Source organism: Marinobacter sp. ANT_B65 (genome assembly GCF_002407605.1).
Lineage (GTDB): Bacteria > Pseudomonadota > Gammaproteobacteria > Pseudomonadales > Oleiphilaceae > Marinobacter.
On record NZ_NXGV01000001.1, the window covers coordinates 1,622,705 to 1,644,321 of the forward strand.

Sequence of the window (21,617 nt, forward strand, 5' to 3'; positions counted from 1 at the left end):
ATATTCCCCTTACAAATGAGGTACTGCGTGCAGGATCTTCAGTATATTGAGCTGGAAACCGGAGCTAACCCGACAGCGGCTGTTATCTGGCTCCACGGGCTTGGTGCCAGTGGCCACGATTTTGAAAACGTAGTGCCGGAGCTTGGCTTGCCAGACGACGCTGCCGTGCGCTTTATATTTCCCCACGCCCCCAATATACCGGTCACAATCAATGGTGGCATGACTATGCCAGCATGGTATGACATCAAAGCGATGGATATTGACCGTGTTGTCGACACCGAACAGCTGAAGGATTCGGCCCGGGCTGTGGGCAAGCTGATTGACCGGGAGATCGAACGTGGTATTCCTTCCGAAAATATCGTTATTGCAGGGTTTTCACAGGGTGGAGCCGTCGCCTACGAACTCGGCCTGACATATCCGAAGCGTCTTGCTGGCATTCTCGCGCTCTCTACCTATTTTGCAACCGCAGACACAGTGAAGCCTTCAGAAGCAAACGCCGGCATACCCATCAATATCTATCACGGAACCTTTGATCCCATGGTTCCTGAGACGCTTGGTGTCCGTGCGGTGGAAACGCTCAGGGGAATGGGCCACGAGCCCGCCTATATGACGTTCCCTATGGAACATAGCGTGTGTCTTGAGGAAGTTCAGGATATCGGGCGTTTTATTCGCAAGAACGCCCTGTAAGACATCTGCAATAACCAGCCGGCATTCAGCTACGCCAGAATGCCGGCGAAAGCACGATTACCACGCTCAGAATCTCCAGCCGCCCCATCAACATACCAACTGCCAGGACCCACTTGGCGGGATCGGGAAGGGGACCGAAGTTCCCCGCAGGCCCGATAATATCTCCCAGCCCCGGGCCTACATTGGTTAACGCTGTCAGCGCACCGGATAAGGACGTTACGAAGTCGAGCTGCATAGCCGCAAGGGATACGGTGATAAGTAGCAGGCACAGCAGGAAAATGAAGGTATAGGCGATCATGGACGCAATAATATCGTCACTGACCGCGCGGCCGTTGTAGTTACGGGTCAACACGGCACGTGGGTGCAGCAAGCGGATCATCTGCTCACGGAGCACGATTACTGACAGCTGAAAGCGGAATATTTTCATGCCGCCCGATGTTGAGCCAGAACACCCACCGATAAACATCAGGAAGAAAAACAGGACAAACGCCAGAGGGCCCCAGGCAGAATAATCCTCTGATGCATAGCCGGTTGTCGTAACCACGGAAGTGACATTGAACAGCGTAGCAACATAGTTGTGGAGAGGATCAAACGGCACCGGAGAGACAGCCCAGCGGTACAATGTCAGAAGCGCCGGTATAACCAGCAATATGGTTAAAAACAATCTGACCTGCTGATCATTGAACAGGGCTCCACGTTGCCCGTGAAGTTCTCTTACAAAAAGAAAGAAGGGCAAACTGCCGATCATCATGAAAAACGAAGCTTCCATCAGGATCAGATCATCGAACTTACCCATGGACAGATCCGAGGTAGAAAATCCACCAGTGGCAATACTGGTAATTCCATGGTTAAACGCATCGAACAACGTCATTCCCGACAGCCAGTAAGTGCTAACCGCAATGGTTGAGAATCCGAGGTAAACAAAGAGCAGCCCACGGCTGAGGGATTTCATTCTGGGAAGAGCTTTATCTGTCCATTCCGACGATTCTGTGGCGAACAGGCGCATGCCACCAACACGCAGGAACGGAAGTACCGCCACGAACATGCCGATTATTCCTATGCCGCCGATCCACTGCAGAATGGAACGCCAAAGGAGCAGGTCTTTGTCCATGGTATCCAGACCACTGAACACCGTTGCGCCCGTTGTTGTAATACCGGAGGCGCCCTCGAAAAAAGCGTCCGCAATAGAAATATCATTGTCACTGAGATAGAAAGGCAAGGCTGAGAGCAGGGCAATGATGAACCACGAAGAGACCGTCAGTACGAACATATACCTTGGTTTCAGGTCCCGGGGCTGCCGGTATGTGGAGGCAATACCCAGCATGCCAATGCCGAAGACAATGGCGGCGGATTCCACAAACGAAGCGGCATTCGGCGCTTCCGAGCCGAGCAACAGGAAGATCGGCAACGTCATGAATATGCTCAACAGCACAAACATGAGGCTGACAATAAAAACAACAGGATAGAGGTTTCTCAATGGATGCCCGAACCAGCTGAACCGAGAGAGGCGTCAGAATACCTGCGGTAAACCACATCCGCAAGGTAACAGACGAGCTGTCGCTTTATTAACCCGATATTAAAACACCGTCAGTTAGGGCTCAATCCGGGCCCTGGATGTGGAAAAGCCGTGCACTTTGATGCAGTCTCGGTAGTTAACATACTCATACGCAACCCGGGAACTGATCCTTGAACCACCTCGCCCATCTTTTTCTTGCCCCGGACTCGCCAGAAGCGCGGGTAGGTAGCCTGCTCGGGGATTTCACCAGGGGGGTGGACCTGGAAGCACTGCCAGATCCAGTAAGGCTCGGCGTCCGTCACCACTTCGCAGTGGACAGTTTTACTGACAGGCATCCGGATGTCCTTGCCAGCAAGCGACTTTTTTCCGGGCAACGCCGAAAGTTCGCAGGTGTCGCTCTGGATGTGCTGTATGACCATTTTCTTTTGCAGCACTGGAGCGAGTTTACCGATGCTGACCAGAGCACCTTTATAACCAGCGTTTACACAGAACTACAGGATAATGAAAGCCTGATGACCCCCGATATGAGCAGAACAATCCGGCGCATGGTGTCTCATGACTGGTTCGGATCCTACCGGGATCTCGATAACATTGGTTTTGCTCTGGACCGGGTAGCTGAGCGCATCCGGTTTCAGAACTCGTTCGCAGGAATCATTACGGAAATTCGCCCGATACAAGCTGAACTTGAAGAACACTTTCTATCATTTTTCCCGGAATTACAGAAGTTTGCAGGAGGAATTGAATGAAGTTTCTGGTCCCGTTTTCCCTCGCTACGGCGCTCATATTTCCAACTTATGCAATGTCAGAAACGACCCCGAAAACTAGTGAGACAGTTCCGGAGGCGCTCGGTTTTGTGGAGTGGGTTGTAATGAACGACACGGGCCTCAGGCTCAAAGCACGACTGGATACCGGTGCTAAAACATCATCGCTGCATGCAGTAAACGTGGAAGAATTCAAAAAAGACGATCAGAAGTGGGTCAGATTCCAGATCCCACTGGCAGATCACAAGGATCAGCCCGCCAAAGGCGACATTGATCATGAAGAAATCATTCTTGAGCTTGAGCGACCCGTAGAGCGCACCGTGTTAATAAAGCGCAAAGGTGCGCCGTCACAAAGGCGGTATGTGGTCATTATGGATTTCTGTATTTCCGGCACCAGTCACCAAACCCAGTTTTCACTTACAGACAGGGGCAACTTTTCCTACCCGGTACTGCTTGGACGAAGGTTCATGAGTGACGACAATATACTGATCGATTCCGCAGACAGTTTTATTGCTACCAGAGAATGTGAATACATGAGCCTGGAAGAACTGGTCGAGGAGCATGAGGCAAAAATCATCAAGGCTGAAGAAACAACCTGACAGTTTTTACAAATCCAGGGCACCTTTCATGAAATTCAGAAACTTGTGATTGTTAGCGTGTGCGATATTGACCCGCAGGGCTTCAGTGCCTGGTCCGCGGGTTAATTCGAACAATTGGCTCGGCGCCAGAAAAATGCCTTCCCGTGCAGCCTGAACAGTCATATCCATTGAATCCACGCCCTCCGGCAAAGGGCACCAGAGGTAATATCCTCCGGTCGGACTTTTCACCTGATCGAGCCCTATGCCATGCAGGGCAGATACGGCATCAATACTGGCGTTGGCGACCCGGTCTCTCAGCCGTTTCAAATGCCGGCGATAACGACCTCGTACAATCATTTCATGAACCAGACGCTCTGTAATACCCGAACTGCTTACTACCGTCAGCATTTTGATGTCGGTCAGTGACGCAATAAGTTTCGGTGTGGCGGCAATGTAGCCACAACGCAGGCTGGCTGACAGGGTTTTGGAAAACGTGCCCACATAAACCACGCGGTTCAATGCGTCCAGTGATGCCAGATGCGGTGTTGCTTTGGGCAGAATATCGGCAAAAGGGTCATCTTCGATGATCACAAGATCATACTTTTCAGCCAGGGTGAGCAGCCGGTGCATCTTCTGCAGTGACATAGATGTCCCGGTGGGGTTGTGGGCCATGGGCTGAACGAAAAACAGTTTAGGCCTGTGTGCCCTTATTTTCTCCTCAAGCATGTCAAGATCCGGACCGTCTGCCAGCCTGTCCACACCAACAACACTTGCTTTCTGAAGTTTCAGTTTGCCAAACAAGGGGTAGTAGCCGGGGGTTTCCACAAGAACTGCATCGCCAGCCTGAACAAAATGACGAACAATCAGGTCCAGCGCATGGTTCGCACCAAAGGTCATCAGGACCTGATCGGGCAGGGTATTGATTGACCGGTCATTCAATGCACGGGCCACATCCTCCCGCAATACCTCTAGCCCCTGTGGCCGGCCATATTCAAAGTCATCGGAATAGTCAGAGGCGTTGGATGTACGCCTCAGGTATCTCCCGATTTCCGAACTCTCCATCCAGGCTGCAGGTAATCTCCCGTCACCTGCACGCACTTCATAATGCTGGTTCAGCTGCTCCCTCAGCAGGGTTACAACATCTACAGCCTCCGTCACATGTTCGGAACGGGAAATAGATGGCGCAAGGTTCGCAGACTGCACATAGAACCCTGATCCACGCCGAGGATGAATGTATCCCGTCGCCACCAGCCGGTCGTATGCATCTGTGACTGTGTTCTTGGAGACGCCATGACCTTCAGCTGCTACGCGTATGGATGGCAAACGGCTTCCCGGAGGTAATCGGCCATCTTCAATTTGCCGGATAAGACTGTCTGCGATCTGTTGTGCGCGAGATATACCCAATCTTTAGCTGCCTTATTAAAGTGTACCAGTTATCTTGCTGGTACAGTCCGTGGTACACATGAGTAAACTGTCCCTTGTTGATTCTAATTGTCTGGCCTAATTTGTACAGGCAGCAATCATAAAAATAATTCGATGAAGATTCTGGTGAATATCGCCGACAAGCAAACAAAAACAAAGATGGAGAATGAGATGAAACTGCACTTTAAACAAAAGGCACAAAGTTATATCCGGTGCGCTCTGAGCGGGTTTATTGCCGCAGCGGCACTGGCTTCCGGGGTTACACTCGCGGAAGAACAACCAACTGTGAACTGGCGTATGCAGGCCCTCTGGGATGCCGGCACCACACCTTACGAATATGAGAAGAAATTTGTGGCGCGGGTCTCACAGCTTACCGATGGAAAATTCACCATCCGGCTGTTCGGCGGCGGTCAGTTGGCACCATCTGCACAAGCGTTTGAAGCTGTGCGTGGTGGCGCATTCGAAATGATGAAAACCTTCGACGGTTATAAGGCCGGCGCTATTCCTACCTTTGCATTCACCAGCACCATTCCTTTTGGCTTCCCGGAATCGGACCAGTATGAAACCTGGTTCTACGAAAAAGGCGGCCTTGAATTTGCGCGCGAAGCCTATGCCCAGGCGGGGCTGTTTTACATTGCCCCCACCGTTTATGGCCAGGAGCCGATTCACTCAAAGTTCCCCATTCACAAGCCTGAAGATGTAAAAGGCAAAAAAGGCCGCTTTGTAGGTCTGGCCAGCACAGTGATGAGCAAATTTGGTGTCGCTGTTACACCACTTCCTACAGCCGAGGTCTACCAGGCGCTTGAAAAAGGCGTCATCGATTTCGCTGACCGTGGTGATCTGACTGCCAACCTGGAAGCAGGTCTGGGCGAAGTCGCCAAATACGTGATCGTGCCGGGATTCCACCAGCCCACCACCGCAACCAGCTACGTAGCAAACCAGAAGGCCTACGACAAACTCCCGGATTCCTACAAAGCAGCACTGGAAGTGTCTGCCAGGGAAATCTCCGGTTCCCTGAGGCAGCACATCATTGCTCAGGATGCTGTAGCGCTTAAAAAGTTTCAGGAGCAGGGTGCTGAAATCATCCAACTGGACCCCGCAGTGGTCGCCAGTGCCCGTCCAACAGCTGTTGAAGCGTGGAAGGAAGCGGCTGGTGATGATGAACTCGCAAACAAAGTGCTTCAGAGCCAGATTGATTTCATGAAGGAACTGGGCTTGCTCGAATAAGCACTCAGGCTGAATTGATTCACCTCAGCCCGGCCTTGCCGGGCTGAAACTCTCTTCTTTGAGGCTTTCCCATGTCGATTATCAACGGCTACTGCAAATCCATTACGCAGCTGAACCGGTGGTTGGCCATAACAGCGTCGTCGCTGGTTTTCATAATGGTCGCGGTTATTTCCTTTGAAGTAATCGCCCGTTATTTTTTTGATGCACCAACAGTCTGGGCACTGGAGTTGTCAACCTTGCTTCTCGGCCCATACTTTCTCCTGGCCGGGCCTTATTTTCTGCATACAGCCGGCCACGTTAACGTCGATATTCTGTATAGCAAACTCTCACCCCGGATTGCCGCGTTTACAGACATGGGTATTTACGCGGTCATTATTGCCATCAGCTGTGTGCTTATTTACCAGAGTATTCCTGTTGCACAAAATGCCATCGAGTCCGGTGAAACGTCATTTTCTTCCTGGAACCCCCCAATCTGGCCTGTAAAGGCGCTCATCCCGGTGGCATTCAGCTTGCTGCTGCTCCAGGCCATTGCGGAATTCTTTACGGCAATTCATCGCGCAGGCTATAGCACAGAGGCACAGACATGAGTTCAACCCTGGTCTTTGCTGCAATGTTTGTTTCACTCCTGCTGCTGTTGCTGAGCGGGATGCCCCTGGCGTTTGTGCTGATATCACTTGCGGTGCTGTTTACCATTTTGCTTTGGGGGCTTGATGCACTGGTTCTGACGGTCCTCCAGACCTACGACGTGATGACATCGGACGTTTTGCTGGCTATCCCGCTTTACGTGTTGATGGCAAGCATTCTCCAGCGTTCCGGAATTATTGAGGCTCTGTACAAGGCAATGGAGCTCTGGTTCAGGCGCCTTCCCGGTGGCCTTGCCGTTGGAACAATTGCCATCTGCACGGTGATGGCGGCCATGACCGGCATCGTTGGGGCTGCAGTAGCCGCCATGGGAATTCTTGCACTGCCATCCATGCTGCGCCGTGGCTATGACGAGAAGCTGGCGCTGGGAGTAATCTGTGCCGGCGGAACACTGGGCATTCTGATTCCACCTTCAATAATTACTATCGTCTACGCTGCTACAGCGCAGATATCCGTAGGTAAAATGTTTGCGGCCGGCATAGTGCCGGGCATGGTGTTGTCCGGTCTTTACGTGAGCTACGTAGTGATCCGGACCATGCTTAAACCCAGCCTTGCACCAGCGCCGGACCACATCAAAATAAGCTGGCTGGAGATGTTCGGGTCACTGAAATCCCTGTTCTTGCCAACTCTGATTGTGTTCAGTGTTCTGGGCAGTATTTATGCCGGAATCGCGACGCCCACGGAAGCTGCTGCGGTTGGGGTAGTGGGGGCCATGTTGTCTGCGCTGCTCCAGGGCCAGTTCACTTATGCAAATCTCAGCGATGCGGCCATGGACACGCTGCGCGTAACCACAATGATCATGTGGATCACCATAGGTGCCAAGATCTTTGTCTCTATCTTCACCGGAACTGGCGGTGCTGACTCCCTTTTGATGTTCATTGAGAACCTGGAGCTGAATCGCTGGCTGGTGCTGCTTGCCATGATGGGCATCCTCGTACTCCTGGGCCTGTTCCTGGATGAAATCGGCATCATTCTTCTGTGTGTGCCTGTGTTCATGCCGATTATCGGTGCCTTTGGTTTTGATCCTGTGTGGTTTGGTGTGCTGTTCCTGATCACCGCGCAGATGGCGTATATCACTCCGCCATTTGGCTACACGCTTTTCTATATCAAAGGTGTATTGCCGCCGGGTATCGGAATGGAGACGGTTTATCGCGCAATTCTCCCTTTCCTCGTACTGCAGATTCTGGCGCTGATTCTGTTCATGTTATTCCCGGACCTGGTGACCTGGCTGCCCAATCAGCTATCCCAGCGCCTGGTTTCCTGATTCTTTACTGGCGGAGATTAATGTTATGTCTACCCAAAATTCCCGTATTTCCGGCTTTCACAACCTCTCCATGGCCGAACGCCTGGGGAAAGTTATCGAAGTCGCCGGTCTGAGCACAGATGTTGCCGATCACATGGGCAACACCGGAAACCTCACAGCCGAAATCGCAGACTCGATGATTGAGAATGCCATAGGCACCATGAACATCCCTGTTGGCGTGGCCACCAATATGATTGTGGATCAGCAGGATACGCTGATACCCATGGCCACGGAGGAATCCTCTGTAGTGGCAGCTGTATGTAACGCTGCGCGCCAATGCCGGGATTCAGGAGGGTTTATTACCTCCATGTCGGGCTCGTTGATGATTGCCCAGATTCAGTTGGTTGATGTGCCCAACCCGGAATTTGCCCGTTTACAGATTCTTGAGCACAAAGAAGAAATCCGGAAAATCTGTGATGAGACTGACCCTGTATTGCTCAAACATGGGGGTGGGTTTCGTGATGTTGAAGTTCGTGTCCTTGAGGGCAGAAAAACGGGCGCCATGGTGATCACGCACCTTATTGTAGACACCCGGGATGCCATGGGCGCTAATGCAGTTAACTCAATGGCAGAAGCCGTAGCGCCGCTCATTGCCAAATGGACCAGTGGCCGCACCTACCTGCGGATCCTGTCTAATCTTGCGGACCGCCGTCTCGCAAGAGCCCGGGCAACCTGGACCCTTGAGGCCATTGGCGGCGAATCTGTACGTGACGGAATTCTTGCCGCATTTGAGTTTGCAGATATCGATCCTTATCGCGCAGCCACCCATAACAAAGGGGTAATGAACGGTGTAAGCGCCGTAGTACTGGCAACAGGTAATGACACCCGCGCTGTTGAAGCAGGGGCCCATGCCTATGCTGCGCACACCGGGCGCTATCGTTCGTTAACCCATTGGGAAACCGACAGCGATGGCAACCTGACGGGCATGATCGAAATGCCCATGCCCGTGGGGTTGATAGGGGGCGCCACAAAATCCCATCCTACCGCTCGAGTTGCCCTGGATATCATGGCGGTGAAAAGTGCGGACCAGTTAGCGCGCACCATTGCTGCTGTTGGTCTTGCTCAGAATTTTTCTGCATTGAAGGCTCTGGCAACGACAGGCATTCAGAAGGGTCACATGGCTCTGCATGCCAAGAACATCGCAGTCATGGCCGGGGCTTTAGGCGCGGAAATCGACGCAGTGGCAAAAGATCTCGTCAGGCTGGGGAAAGTCAGGGTAGATATTGCAGAAGAGCTGCTCGAAAAACTTCGCGGCTGAATAGCCGGAGCATCCCGCCCCTGATCAATGGGGGGCGAGATGTTCTTCCATAAAGTCACTGACCAGCTGCACCACCTGGTTCTGCTTTTCCCTGTGTGGAACGTGCCCGCATTCTTTCAGCATTTCCATCACACAAAGGCCCGCCGGAAGGGAAGTATATTGTTCCGGGTGCCTGGCCGAGCCATATTCATCATCCTCACCATGAATCGCAAGCACAGGACAACGCACGCGTGACAAGGTTTCAGTGAGAGTCCAGTGTCTGAATGTTTCGGAAAGCCAGGTATCAACCCAGGCCCGTAAAACCCACTCGGCCTTCTCGCCATGATATTTTTTTAGCCGTTCTATCTGGCCATCCTGGGCAAAAAGAGTCTCGGCATCACGAATACCGTCTATTGTACGATCTTCAACAAAAGCCTGAGCCGCTTCTGTTATCAGAGCAATACAATGATCCGGGAAAGTCGCGGCACATACTGCAGCCATGGCACCACCCACGCTGTGGCCAAAAGCGACGAAGTTTCCAATACCAAGCTCCCTGCGCAGTGTTGTGAAGGGGCCAGTTGCTTCCTCCATAATGAAGTCCGTTTTCATGACATCCGTGCGGGCATATGAACGCCCGAATCCGGGCCGGTCATAGGCGATAACCTGTCGGCCGAGGGAAAGTGCTAACTGTTCAGGGAAGTCTCGCCAGAGTTCAACGCTGCCAAGCGAATCATGAAAGAGTACAACTGGTGCTTTGGTCCGGGAAATGCCCTCTGTGGCAGGTGTCCAGACCTTCACATACAGGTTACCGGCAGAAGTAGACACATAGCGGTCGTGTGCGGATATTGAGCGCATTGGTATTTTAAATCCTGTCAGGGCGTAAACAGATCAGAAAGCAAGATAGTCTATGGGAGACTAGGATGGAAGGGACAGATAAACTACCATGGATTTCGCTGAACCCGCCCTGATTTTCATGTGAGTACACTGACGTGTCGTTTTTGAACCTTTCTTTGCTGACTGCTTTTATCCCGACCTTTTTCCTGGTGTCGATCACACCCGGTATGTGCATGACCCTTGCCTTATCTCTCGGTATTACTATCGGTGTGCAGCGCGCAATGTGGATGATGGCAGGGGAGTTGGTGGGCGTAGCGATTGTTGCCTCTACTTCTGCTGTGGGTGTTGCTACCTTCATGCTGCGTTACCCTACAGCCTTTGAGTTGTTCAAATATGCAGGCGGCGCCTACCTGATCTGGCTTGGAATCCAGTTATGGATGTCCCGGGGCAAGATGGCTATGCCGGAAGACAATGCCGAACCAAATACCGCATCACGCTGGCAGCTGGCAACTCAGGGCTTTGTCACAGCCATAGCAAACCCCAAAGGCTGGGCTTTTTTTGTCGCCTTACTACCACCATTTATCGACAGTAGCTTACCTATGGCGCCGCAACTGGCAGCCCTGGTAATCATCATCCTGACTCTGGAGTTTATCTGCCTGCAGCTATATGCCCATGGTGGCCGGACACTTCGCCGTGCGCTGAAAAAAAGTGGCAGTGTCCGCCTGGCTAACCGGATTTCCGGCAGCCTGATGATTCTGGTGGGTGTGTGGCTTGCGCTCGGTTAGTTAAAAAATCCGCTAATTTTTTGCAGACTTGCCGTCTGCACCTATACTCAGATTTGTCATAGCAAGATGTCATGACGCTGTTTGCTGTTCATGGGCCGTTGGTCCGAATCCACGCAACAGGGTTTTGATTGTGCAGTCCGGGCAGAGGGGAAGGGAAGTTCTCCTCGCCGGTCAATTATCCTGAGCAAAATTGTCGCAAAGGAAAGCTATGGCAACCCCCGCTCTGTTTCCATCGATTGATTTCGACCGTTTCGTCTGGTTGAAACGCATCGAGGCCGGCCTGCTACTTGAGGTTGGCGCCCAATCTCCCGATCTGCTCTCCATTCCAGCCAAGGATGCCCAACAGGTCCTCAGTGAAACTGTCCGGTTGGTATTGGACCTTCCCCGGAATTCAACGCCATTTGTGGTCTGGACCAAAGGCGACAGTGAGCTTCTGGTTCACAGCGACAAAACCCGCATCAGTCTGTCCAGTGGCGTGGTAACACTCAGTATCACTGTCGAGTGCGAGGAACACGGCAAACTGGTCATCCCGGTACCTATAGGCGTAGGCACCAATCAGTCACCTATTGGCCTGGTAATGGCAACCTTCGAGGATCTGGAGGGCCCAGCTGAGCTGGTTGAGGCTTGGAGTGATGCGATCATTGCATTTGCGTGGGAAGCGTTGCTGGAAATTGCGCGCGTAATCTGTGGAGAGGTAGGCAAGGATAAACGCGGGCTGCCATTGGTTCCGGGGTCGATTGGAGCCTCTTCTAACCGATTACTGTTGCAACCGGTTTCCCGCTTCTCATTGATGCCGGAGGTCTGACATGGGTGCCCAACAGAATCTCGATGTTTTTGCGACCCTGGCTGAAGCCGTTGGATTAACACTCAATGGCGAACTTCAAGGACAGTGGTTTCAAGACCCGCTGGGGCGTCCTGACGGAACCAAGCGTGGCCTGAGTTCCATGATGTATCTCGACGGTCAGCGAGAGGCGCTGATCGACTTTGTTGACGGTGTGCTGGGCGCGGCTGAGCGTGACTCTGTAGGAGAGGCAATCTGGGTTCCACTCTTCAGTGATTCCGGTGCCACTATTTTTGCTGTCGTCGAACAGGCCAGTGATGGCGTACGGGTGGGTTTCGGAATTGAATACGAGAGCGGCAGCGAAACACCGTCGGTTGCTGTCCGCGCTCACGTTCCTGTGTTCCAGTTTGAGCGTCAACATGCAAGCCACGCACTCGATACCACCGGCTCCGAGCCTGACTGGCTGGTGCTTGGGCGGGCGGACGCATACATCGATGTATCCCTTGAAATCGGCATCTCCAATGAGGCACCAACACTGGGAGAGCTGTTTATCGGTGGGGTGTATCTGGCGCTTCATCTTCCAACGGATACTTCCGACGACCTGACTTTCAGCGTTGGTATGCGGCGCCTCCAGTTGCCTGGCAGCAGCACAGCAAAAGACTTTGACCTGACCGTTGATTCTATCGACGAGCTGGGCGGCGAATTTCTCGAATTCATGACTGGTCTTATTCAGGCGCAGGCTGAAGCGCTGGATACAGCTAACCCGGCTACAGCTCCGTTTGCTGCGCTGACCGCTTTGGCAGGGCTCAGGGCCGTAGACCAGATTCCTGCATTTCCTCTGGAGCAACTTATCTCCACGGGAATCCCGGCGGTAACACGTTGGTTTGAATCCATTCTGGCAAATACCGATTCCAGGAATGCCTGGCTCGGGCAATGGGCTGCGTTGCTCGGAGGAACAATCAATTCAGCTCGCAGCGCAATTGCGTTCAGCGATGGCCTGTTAACCGGATCTGTAGGCCTGCGAACCGAGACTTCCTCTGGAGGCGGGTTGATTATCACACCTTGGCTGGAAGGTGCATTGCGCCCTCAGTCTGGTGCAGAGGTCAGAGCTAACGTTGATCTGCTGACCCTGGAAACGCTGACTTCATCCGTCACGGTTTTGCCCAAACTGTCCCTCTCAGCAATCTTCGGGCAGGAGGCGGGACTGGTATCCGGACTTCTCAACGGTGATCCTGCGCTGGGGACTGTCCGGGTAGGGCTGGTTCTCACCGATGGCAGACCGGCATTTGCGCTGACGGCGCATGATGTGACGCTGAACGGCGTGCATCACAATGTGCTCGATCTCTCCAGTCCTGAGGCGGCAATGGACGCAGCCGAGGGCGTGGTTGACGGAGCCCTTGTTTCCGCATTGAACAGTTTGGGTCGGCCCGGTGAAATTTCTGCTCTGGTTTTGGGGCTCGATCCGCCTGCTGGCATCAACGGGCCATCGGCTATTGATTTGCTCACCGACCCAATTGGCCAGGTGTCTGCTTACTGGAATGAACTGAGGGGCTCTTCAGCATCGATGAGGCTCGTTTTGTCAGCAATACAGGAGCTTATAACCGGTTCTGCATCCACTGTGTCAGGTAGCGGTACATCGGGAAACCCATGGAAAATCAATCTTGATCCGGTCAACATTCTTGTCTCTCTCGAGGGGGAGTGGATCTATTTCGACCTCCAGGCGGCTGTAGAGCAGGGCGTGTTCAATGGAAAAACAGCAGATGTGTTTGTTGAAGCACGCCTGCTCAAAATAAATTTCACACACCCGTCGGTTGAGTTTTTCAGTCAAATCAAAGCAGGCACAAAGCTACGGGAATCGGGCGAGGGCAGTTTGAGGCTGGACCTTGGGCCCATCGACATCATCGCCAGTTCGGTTGGCGTGGCGGTTGGCTGGAGTGCCTCTTCGGGGCTCAGTGCCATATTGGAAGCTCCGGAACTCCACGTTGAGCTGGAAGTAGCTCAGGATTCCAGCAGTTCAACGATTGCAATACCGCTTCCGCTACCGGAATTCCATAACGACGGCAGCGTTACCTTTGCGCCCGACTGGGCAGCCATCGAACAGGCCATTGCGGCGCTGCTCCAGCGCATTGAGTCTCCGGTAATCGATGCGGGTCTTGAACTGACGGGCTGGTCGGGTACGGGTGCGCGCCTCTCTCTTTCCGCATTGCTCTCGGACCCCAGATCCGCTTTGGAGTCATGGATGGGGGATCTTGTCCTCAATTGTGACCATGTCCGTGAAGCCATGGGCCCCTTGGCTTACCTCCTTAGTGGTTTCAGGCAAAGGACCCCGTTGGGCACAGGCAATGAGCGCACGCCTTTCCGCGCAGCAATAGCCGCAGAGGCACAGGCACCGGGGCTTGCCGTATGGCTTGATCCCGGTTGTGCTATCCCTCGTGGGCGCTATGAGCCAGAGGCAGGTCACTTTGATCTCAGTGAGCCTCCAGAGCCAACTACACTCGCGGCTGCCCTCAAGTCCGCGGGAGCCGTGTTACCCGCCCTTGATGATCTGATGACGGGTAGGGGCAGCCTGGGTGATGCGTTCCAAATGTTGTTGGATCGCCTGACAGGCACAGATGGTTTGCTTGGCAGGCCAGTATCACTGCCGGATGGCGTCATCGGTGTCGATATAGGCGGGCTCAGCTACCGCGAGCTCATGGCTTATGGGGTTCTGAACCTCTTGCCACAGGAGGCAGCCGGCATTGCTCCGGATTCGGTGCTCTACGTCGGCTGCGAAGATATCTGGGCGAATTGTTTTGGATCAGACAGTTTCGATATCCGCACAGCCAGTGTGAGCCAGACAATTCCAGCTTCAGCTCAGGGTCGTTGGTCGGTTTGTCTTCCTGGCCCCGAAGCCGCCGCTTCAGCGCGCCCCGACCGTGGCGCTGTCGAGGAACAGGCGCACCGGTTAATTGCTGTTCTGGCAGGCCGCGTCGCACCTGTTACCGTTGTTGCATACGATGCTGCTGGCGCCGCCGCAATCAGGGCGGCCAGCACCGCAGCCAACATCGAGCATGTAATTACCGTTGGCACACCCTGGGGCCAGGTTTCTTTGAATGGGCTCACTTCGGGGCTGAGTGGCGATGCCCTCAGATTGCTCGAGCTGATTCGTCGCCCTAACAACGAGACCCTGCCAGAGGAAGAAATTGCAGGCGAATCCGGGCCAATGCTGCAATTCGGGTATGTGGTTGACCGTGCCGTTGCGGCCTCAGGCTTTACAACAACACAGTTGGGTGAACTGCCGCGGGCGGACATGCAAACCCATCGTCCGGGAATGCCCGTACACGCGGTATTTGGCTTACTGGATGCGGATACGCTCGAAGCGGGAATGGCGGCTCTGGTTTCCGGCGCTATCGATTACCAGTACGAGCAGTTTGAAGCACCCGAAACTCCACCTCGAAAGCTTCACCTCGGTGTCGATCTTCCGGTTTTTGATGCAGACCTTGGCGGCGTGCTCGTTGGCGCTGGTGCAATTCTGGAACTTGCCACCTGTGACAGAGGGGAGAGCGGCAACGGATTTGCTGTGCAGACTGAGCGCCAACTGATCGTTGATCTGCACTTTGGCGTTCACGACGGTTGGTTGATTGGTGGCCCGGGCGCAGCACAGACGGATATTGAAGTACGCTGGATTTCCACCCGACTGTATTTGCCTCTGCAAGGAAATACACGCGTTTCAGGCGCACGGATAACGCTTCATGAGGCCAACTGCTTCGGTATACGCAAAGAGCGGTGGGTGATTCAAAACGGAGCAGAGTTTGCGGAGTCCATCCTGCCAACGCCTGATATTCACCTGATCATGGCCGAAGTAGTCTCGCGTCTGTCGTCTGCATCACCCCCAATGACGCAATTGCTGGCAGATCTCGGCTTGATTCAGTCAGGAGGGTATAACCCTGAAGGACTGGATGAGCTTATTGTAGACGCGGGCACTGCGGTGTCATCGGCGCTGGACAGCTCTGCCAGCTCAATCGCCGGTGTAATCCGTGCACTTGCGGGGTTCTCAGGTATTGGCTCGGAAATTTCTTGGGCCGTTGATGCCGCAAGCATTACCGTCAATCTTGAAAATCGAGCTATCCAGGTGGGTGTCGAACACACCGCTGAAGATCTTTCAGATTTTTCAATGTCCGTAGGCGTGTCTTCTGCATCGGCATCCGTATCAGCCAGTTTGGGTCAAATACAGGAAGGTGCAGGGGGGCTTCGGTTAACCGGAGGCGCGCAAACTGGTTCAGCAGCCGCAAGCCTCGGGTTGGATTGGCGTCTACCGGGTGCGCCTGCGACCAAAAACATTAACTTGCTCGCCCCTACCCAGCTTGACGACCTCGCAAGGCTTGGCGCCTCCCTGATACCGGCAACACTGATTGCCGGGTTCGCTGACCATCTTCGCGATAACGCGTCTGAGGAGGCTCGGCAAGCAATTGAAAGCTTGATGAACAGCTTGAGTTTGCTGGCACCGGCATCGGAACTCGCAACCCAGAGAATCCTGTTGCCGTGGGCGCTGTTCCTTGACCCCGCAGGCTGGCTGAAATACGGAACCCGTCAATGGGCACTCGACCCCTTAGGGCAGTCCGTCCAGACACTCAATGCATTGGGGCAACTGCTGATTCCCGGTTTTGCGGGAAGTGAGTTCAACTTCAGTAATGAAGTCGCTGTCGGCTACGGCGTCAACGATGGCCGGCTTGAAGTGGGAGTCAACATTGAGACCAGCCATGCAATGGGGCCGACTCCGGTCAACATCGCTGTTACGGGTGGATTATCGATTACGGCAGCCGGCTCAGTTACGCCAATGCTGGCAACGACCGCTACATTTGATGGCAAGGGGGTGTCACTTGCCGTTTCTCCAGACGTCCGAATTGATCTGATTCGCGCGGCGCCAGCGGCACCAATGCCAATTTATCCGTCTGGGCCGGGAATTGGTGCTCTGCTTTCCACTGGCGCAGGCATGGCCATTCCTGTGGTATTGAACGCTCTGATCACAGAGCGAAGTGATCCATCACCGTCATTAACAAAGGATGTTGCCACCGCGATTTATGAGCTGGGCAGCGCGCTGGACCTGCTCGATTCAGATCAATTCGCCGACGCTAAAATACAGGCGTTCGCCGGCAACCCTGCCAATGCTCTACTCGCCCGGTTACCGAATCTTGTGGTGTCTGGCATTAGTCAGTTGGCGAATGCCCTTGATGCAAGCGGCACAGTTGTCAGCGCCGCACCAGTGGGGCCGGGCATCTGCCGCTTGACCCTTGGCAGCGCCGATCCGGTCGAAATCACGCTGGATGCCAGCAGCTCCGGGCCTGCGATCGAAGTCTCAGCATTCCTTTCAATTACCGATGTCGGAACCATCGGATTTGATCGTGTCAGATTAAGCGAATCCGGCGTTCAGGTGTCTGTTTCTTATAAAGCATCCGGCTTTGATGTAGGCAACGGACTGATACTGCGACCTGTTGCCCATGTTGATGCGGGCATATCCGGTTCCGGTTTTCAGAGGATGGCCGCCATTGGCCTGGCGACCGATGGTGTTGGCGACCAGTCCGTACAATTCCGATGGGCACTTAACCAGACGCCACCAAGAATGGCCCTGGTCGCAAAAAGCGCTACCGGTGAAACCGAGGACACAGATCCTGCTTCAGTTGCCCTGGCGCTACTTTCCCAGGCTATCTCCATGGCGGCCGGAGTTACGCTTGACGCGATAGGCGCTCTGGGCGGCGACACCGTTGATGCACTGCAGAACGTTCTCTTCACTGGCGACTCCGCCACCCTTGATCCAACCCTGTTTGACGACTTTGCAAATGCGGACAGGATGCTGCAGCGGTTGTTTCAGCTAGGCTTCAACCTGGCGGAGCATAACCTGAAAATCACGATCGACAGCAAAATTGACATCGGATTCACCCGCAATGGCGACCAGGCAGGGGTGTTCCTTTCCTTGCCTGAAGGTGAGCGAATAGCGCTGAACAGCAGTGATCCAACGGTGGATCTTGAAGTCGTTGCAAGTTGGATTAACTCGCCAGGTATTGCACCGGGACTATCCATTTTTCTGTTGGAAAAAGTCGACGGACGCCTGGAACTCAATGCGGGCTTTTCACTCGCCGGACTTGGGGTCCGAGTCGGCAAAAATTCAGGCCCGCTTCTGAACCTTGGAATCATGAGCATTGATGCCATAGGGGTTCATATATATGGCGAAGCTGCCTCAGCCGGGCCGGGTGGTGGCGTACAGGTTCAACTGGACGGCCTGTCCATTGTACCTTCGGCAGCTGGTGGCGATAACGCCGTTGCAAACACCATTATGAGCGATGCGGGTAATGATGCTTCTCCTGCCGCTCGCCCGGCATTCAGCCCGTCTTTGGCGATTCAAAAACCACCAGGGCAGGATCTTGGTATTTCCCTTAGCGCTGGAGATCAGCCCGGGCCATGGTGGTTAACCATCCAACGACAGCTTGGGCCTTTGTACCTTGAGCAATTCGGGTTTGACGTAGCCGAAGCGAATGGCACTGTTACCGGCATTTCACTGCTTTTTGATGCACGCATCTCGCTGTTTGGCCTGACAGCATCCGTTGAAGAACTCGGGCTGCATTGGTTGGGCGGGGACGTATTTGAACTGAATAACTGGGCTGTCGACCTTCAAGGCTTGGGCGTGGCAGGCGACTTCTCTGGCTTGTCGATCTCAGGCGGGCTGCTGAAAACCGAGCTCGATGGAAAAACCGGTTACCTCGGCATGCTGTCAGGCCGGTTTGGTGTATACGGGCTTTCATTGTTTGGCGGCTACAACGAAGACAACGGACTGCCGTCTTTCTTTGTATTTGGCGCCATTCAGGGGCCAATTGGCGGGCCACCGGCATTTTTCCTGACGGGGATCGGCGGGGGGCTAGGGATCAAACGGGGCCTGCGTGTGCCCGACGACCTTTCAAAGTTTGGTGAGTACCCGTTCATTAAAGCGCTGGACCCCTCTGCCAGTTCCTCAAGCGATCCGCTCGAAGAACTGAGGCAATTGGCGGCGTATTTCCCGCCGGAACCTGGAAACTTCTGGTTTGCAGCAGGCATCAGCTTTACCAGTTTTTCATTGGTCGACGGCATTGCGGTTCTTTCGGTTTCCATTGGAAACGGGTTGGAGCTGAACCTGTTTGGCCTGGCAAGACTGGCGCTCCCCAGACCTCAAGCTGCTTTGGTGTCGATTGAACTGGGCTTGTTGGCTCGCTTCTCGTCGTCAGAAGGGCTTTTCCTGATTCAAGCACAGCTTACCGATAATAGTTGGCTGCTGTATCCGGAAGTGCGCCTGACCGGCGGCTTTGCCTTTGCAACCTGGTGGCTTGGGCCAAATGCCGGACAGTTTGTTCTCACTCTGGGCGGCTATCACTCGAGCTTCCATCGCGACGGGTATCCGGTGGTTCCGCGGCTCGGGCTTGTGTGGCGAGTTACTGATGACATTGTCATCAAGGGAGAAGCGTACTTTGCGCTGACTTCTGAAGCACTGATGGCGGGCATTGACGTCGAAGTCAGTGCAGATTTTGGTTGGGCCTGGGCAAGGATAGCGTTTGGTGCCTACGCGATTGTCTATTTTGACCCTTTCTATTTCAAAGCAGGGGCCTATGCCCGGATATCCGCCGGCGTCAAGATTAAAACCTGGTTTGGCACCATCCGTTTCAGTATCAGCCTGGGTGCTCAAATTGAAGTGGAAGGCCCGGATTTCCGGGGCAAGGCAACGATTGAAGTCGGGCCTTGTGATTTTACAGTCAGGTTCGGTAACTCCCGGGAAATTCGTGGGAAATTCATTGAATGGGCTGACTTCGTACCCAAGTATCTGGAAGAGGCTGGGCCGGGCAGGGCACGGACGCTTTCCGGGATTACCGGCAAGGGTAGCTTGCCGGCTTCGACCAATGGCGCCAACTCCGCACCATCCTGTGACGGAAGTCTGGAAAAGCCATTTGAAGTCTTCGCTGAATTCGAGGTCTCGATTGTTGCGTCGGCACCCATCACCGCATTCGATCTCGGTCATCCGACGATCAACAAAAACATCGACACCACACTGCCAGATGGAACGACAGCTATCATGGGCCTCAGCCCGATGAATCTTTCCAATCTCACTGGCACTCTCAAGATCAGCCTTGAAAGAAAGTCCGAAAGCGGTTGGGACGATGAAACTCCGAAACTCCGCCTTCTGGCCAAGGGAATGGTTGACGAAAAAGAATCCAAAGAGGGCCCTACCTATGGAATGGAAGCCTTCCCGATTGGAGTTTGGGGTGCTGCAGAAGATACCGAATCATCCACGAATGCACTCCCGAAAGGCGACGTAATATTCGCAGGCAGCAGGTTAAAGCTCGTCGCAGCGGCGGACATGAGCACCCAGACCGGCCCGGAAATCGATTACTACCGTGTTGAGTCGGAACGCCGACTGTTACCTTTATCTGCTACCGGCAATGGCCGCCAAAACAACATCGATCGTGCCGCAGCTATGAGGCTTTCAGCCAACGTCGCCTCAGTGTCGGATGCGTTTAACGAGGCCCGCAAATACCTGTTTGCTGAGGGTGTCCGAGAAGTACCCGAAGGTTTGCTTGCCGTTGGCTCACGGAGCGCAAAATCCAAGGCCATCTATGAAAACTCAAGAACCGCACCGCCAATGTTTGGTTCCCTGATGGATGGGCTTGAGCCGGTCAACTCTGAGAACGCTTCAGTAAGCGTGATGGCTGCCGGCGCACCTGTGGCAGCTCGGAAACCCGCCAGGCCATTTGTGACCGGCGTCATGACCAGCGGCGCCGGTGTGGCTTTGCGTGCGGCAACGACGTCGGTTTCGGATGGGCGAATCAAACGCAGGCCTGCACCCTCGGTCGAATCTGTACGTGGCCGCCTTGGTCGTAGTTTGCCGATCAAACTCAACCTTACCCACGCTCCTTCGCGCATGAGCAACGAGACTGTTGTGCTCCGAGGTTCACTGCCACACACCAGCGTTGCCGGCCTTTCGCAATCTTACCTTGGGGATCGAGTAGGTTCGGGTGCTGGAGCCGGCTATGTCAAAGGTCTGGTCTCCGACCCTGCACCACAGGCGCCTCAAACCAGTCTTAGACCCGGTGATTTTGTGACCCTGCGTTGCCCGGATGCAGCGATTGACACAGGTTCTGCCCGTCCTCAGCTGCGTATTTCCGGTTTCGCTCGCGTCGTAATGCTGCTTGGTAACGGTGCCGTACTTCACGACGGCACGGTTCGAGACGCGACTATTGAAGTGCCGGCAAATACCAGTCTCATTGCGGTGCAGGCAAGCGGTGGTGGCGATGGCCGTGCTACGGGGCTGCAGGTACAAGGCTGGCACGATCAATCACGGCTGATCCGCTTGTCCGGCCGTTCTGCGCTGGGAGCAGGCTGCGTGCTCCTACTCAACGGCACCAGCGGCCGCACCCGGGTAGGCTGGAACATTGCGCAGGATATAGTGCGCGGTGCCGCCTCCGTTTCAACCCGTTTTGGCTCTCATATTACCTGCATTGGTGTGGTCCTGAAGGGAGCCAGCTCCAGCGCGTTGAATGATGTAGCGATTGAGCTTTACGGAGCGACTCATCGAACAGAACCCGTGGAGCCCATCGTGGTTCAGGCCGGCTCCAGGTCCATTCTTCTGTTCGACGTCATCCCGGATGGTAGAAGTTCAGGCATTTCAGTCCGCGCCGTTCAGGGTGGCGTAATGGAAATCGCAGGCATGATTGCCGCGGTTTCTGACGCAGATTCTCTTGCAGAGCTTGTTGCAGAAAAGGGGTTGCCTGTCACTGTTTCGCGCTTACGGGCAGTGTCTGACAAGAGCTGCGACATTGAATGGATTCCGGTGGAGGAGTGAAAACAC

The 21,617-nt window shown here is 54.1% G+C and carries 13 protein-coding genes; 10 read left to right on the top strand and 3 right to left on the bottom strand.

All coding sequences use genetic code 11. The features are described 5' to 3' along the window. Nucleotides 1–27: 27 nt before the first annotated feature. Nucleotides 28–687, top strand: a complete 660-nt coding sequence (locus CPA50_RS07620) for an alpha/beta hydrolase (RefSeq protein ID WP_096781809.1) — start codon at nucleotides 28–30, stop codon at nucleotides 685–687. A gap of 25 nt (nucleotides 688–712) precedes the next feature. Here the strand turns inward: CPA50_RS07620 and CPA50_RS07625 are convergent, their stop codons facing one another. Continuing rightward, entirely contained in the window at nucleotides 713–2,125 is a 1,413-nt protein-coding gene (locus CPA50_RS07625; RefSeq protein ID WP_096782379.1) for a TrkH family potassium uptake protein, read from the bottom strand. A 248-nt stretch (nucleotides 2,126–2,373) separates the two neighbouring features. Here CPA50_RS07625 and CPA50_RS07630 point away from each other — a divergent pair, with 248 nt between their 5' ends. Both CPA50_RS07630 and CPA50_RS07635 read left to right on the top strand, forming a co-directional pair. Beyond that, complete coding sequence (locus tag CPA50_RS07630; protein ID WP_096781810.1) at nucleotides 2,374–2,949, top strand: ACP phosphodiesterase; 576 nt, start codon at nucleotides 2,374–2,376, stop codon at nucleotides 2,947–2,949. Further along, a complete protein-coding gene (locus CPA50_RS07635; RefSeq protein WP_096781811.1) occupies nucleotides 2,946–3,563 on the top strand; it encodes an ATP-dependent zinc protease in 618 nt (205 codons plus the stop codon). The genes CPA50_RS07630 and CPA50_RS07635 overlap by 4 nt, the downstream gene beginning before the upstream one ends. Nucleotides 3,564–3,569: 6 nt before the next feature. On the opposite strand, the gene CPA50_RS07640 is transcribed toward CPA50_RS07635, so the two are convergent. Next, nucleotides 3,570–4,946, bottom strand: coding sequence for a PLP-dependent aminotransferase family protein (locus tag CPA50_RS07640; RefSeq protein WP_202971740.1), 1,377 nt, complete (start codon nucleotides 4,944–4,946; stop codon nucleotides 3,570–3,572). Nucleotides 4,947–5,135: 189 nt separating this feature from the next. Between CPA50_RS07640 and dctP the strand changes: the two genes are divergently transcribed. The 4 genes from dctP to CPA50_RS07660 all read left to right on the top strand — a co-directional run bounded on the left by dctP (nucleotide 5,136) and on the right by CPA50_RS07660 (nucleotide 9,394). Further along, entirely contained in the window at nucleotides 5,136–6,191 is a 1,056-nt protein-coding gene (dctP, locus tag CPA50_RS07645) for a TRAP transporter substrate-binding protein DctP (RefSeq protein ID WP_096782381.1), read from the top strand. A 71-nt stretch (nucleotides 6,192–6,262) separates the two neighbouring features. Continuing rightward, the gene (locus CPA50_RS07650; protein WP_096781812.1) at nucleotides 6,263–6,778 is read left to right on the top strand and encodes a TRAP transporter small permease subunit; all 516 of its coding nucleotides are present in this window, start codon (nucleotides 6,263–6,265) and stop codon (nucleotides 6,776–6,778) included. Then, nucleotides 6,775–8,097 carry a TRAP transporter large permease gene (locus tag CPA50_RS07655; RefSeq protein ID WP_096781813.1) on the top strand — a complete coding sequence of 441 codons (1,323 nt, stop codon included), beginning with the start codon at nucleotides 6,775–6,777 and terminating at the stop codon, nucleotides 8,095–8,097. Before CPA50_RS07650 ends, CPA50_RS07655 begins: the two co-directional genes overlap by 4 nt. Before the next feature lie 25 nt (nucleotides 8,098–8,122). Beyond that, nucleotides 8,123–9,394 (top strand): hydroxymethylglutaryl-CoA reductase, degradative, encoded by a 1,272-nt coding sequence (locus CPA50_RS07660; RefSeq protein WP_096781814.1) that lies wholly within the window; start codon nucleotides 8,123–8,125, stop codon nucleotides 9,392–9,394. 24 nt (nucleotides 9,395–9,418) lie between these two features. Here the strand turns inward: CPA50_RS07660 and CPA50_RS07665 are convergent, their stop codons facing one another. Next, complete coding sequence (locus CPA50_RS07665; protein WP_096781815.1) at nucleotides 9,419–10,228, bottom strand: alpha/beta fold hydrolase; 810 nt, start codon at nucleotides 10,226–10,228, stop codon at nucleotides 9,419–9,421. Between the two features lie 188 nt (nucleotides 10,229–10,416). On the opposite strand from CPA50_RS07665, the gene CPA50_RS07670 reads away from it, so the two are divergent. The 3 genes from CPA50_RS07670 to CPA50_RS07680 all read left to right on the top strand — a co-directional run bounded on the left by CPA50_RS07670 (nucleotide 10,417) and on the right by CPA50_RS07680 (nucleotide 21,611). Further along, complete coding sequence (locus CPA50_RS07670; protein WP_227519590.1) at nucleotides 10,417–10,992, top strand: LysE family translocator; 576 nt, start codon at nucleotides 10,417–10,419, stop codon at nucleotides 10,990–10,992. Nucleotides 10,993–11,200: 208 nt separating this feature from the next. After that, nucleotides 11,201–11,797 carry a hypothetical protein gene (locus CPA50_RS07675; RefSeq protein WP_096781817.1) on the top strand — a complete coding sequence of 199 codons (597 nt, stop codon included), beginning with the start codon at nucleotides 11,201–11,203 and terminating at the stop codon, nucleotides 11,795–11,797. Between the two features lies 1 nt (nucleotide 11,798). Next, nucleotides 11,799–21,611, top strand: coding sequence for a DUF6603 domain-containing protein (locus CPA50_RS07680; protein WP_096781818.1), 9,813 nt, complete (start codon nucleotides 11,799–11,801; stop codon nucleotides 21,609–21,611). Nucleotides 21,612–21,617 lie beyond the last annotated feature (6 nt).

Excerpts from the sequence above, each read along its gene's own strand:
- CPA50_RS07625 (WP_096782379.1), bottom strand. The coding sequence starts at position 2,125 with ATGTTTGTGCTGTTGAGCATATTCATGACGTTGCCGATCTTCCTGTTG.
- CPA50_RS07635 (WP_096781811.1), top strand. The coding sequence starts at position 2,946 with ATGAAGTTTCTGGTCCCGTTTTCCCTCGCTACGGCGCTCATATTTCCA.
- dctP (WP_096782381.1), top strand. The coding sequence starts at position 5,136 with ATGAAACTGCACTTTAAACAAAAGGCACAAAGTTATATCCGGTGCGCT.
- CPA50_RS07650 (WP_096781812.1), top strand. The coding sequence starts at position 6,263 with ATGTCGATTATCAACGGCTACTGCAAATCCATTACGCAGCTGAACCGG.
- CPA50_RS07655 (WP_096781813.1), top strand. The coding sequence starts at position 6,775 with ATGAGTTCAACCCTGGTCTTTGCTGCAATGTTTGTTTCACTCCTGCTG.
- CPA50_RS07660 (WP_096781814.1), top strand. The coding sequence starts at position 8,123 with ATGTCTACCCAAAATTCCCGTATTTCCGGCTTTCACAACCTCTCCATG.
- CPA50_RS07665 (WP_096781815.1), bottom strand. The coding sequence starts at position 10,228 with ATGCGCTCAATATCCGCACACGACCGCTATGTGTCTACTTCTGCCGGT.
- CPA50_RS07675 (WP_096781817.1), top strand. The coding sequence starts at position 11,201 with ATGGCAACCCCCGCTCTGTTTCCATCGATTGATTTCGACCGTTTCGTC.
- CPA50_RS07680 (WP_096781818.1), top strand. The coding sequence starts at position 11,799 with ATGGGTGCCCAACAGAATCTCGATGTTTTTGCGACCCTGGCTGAAGCC.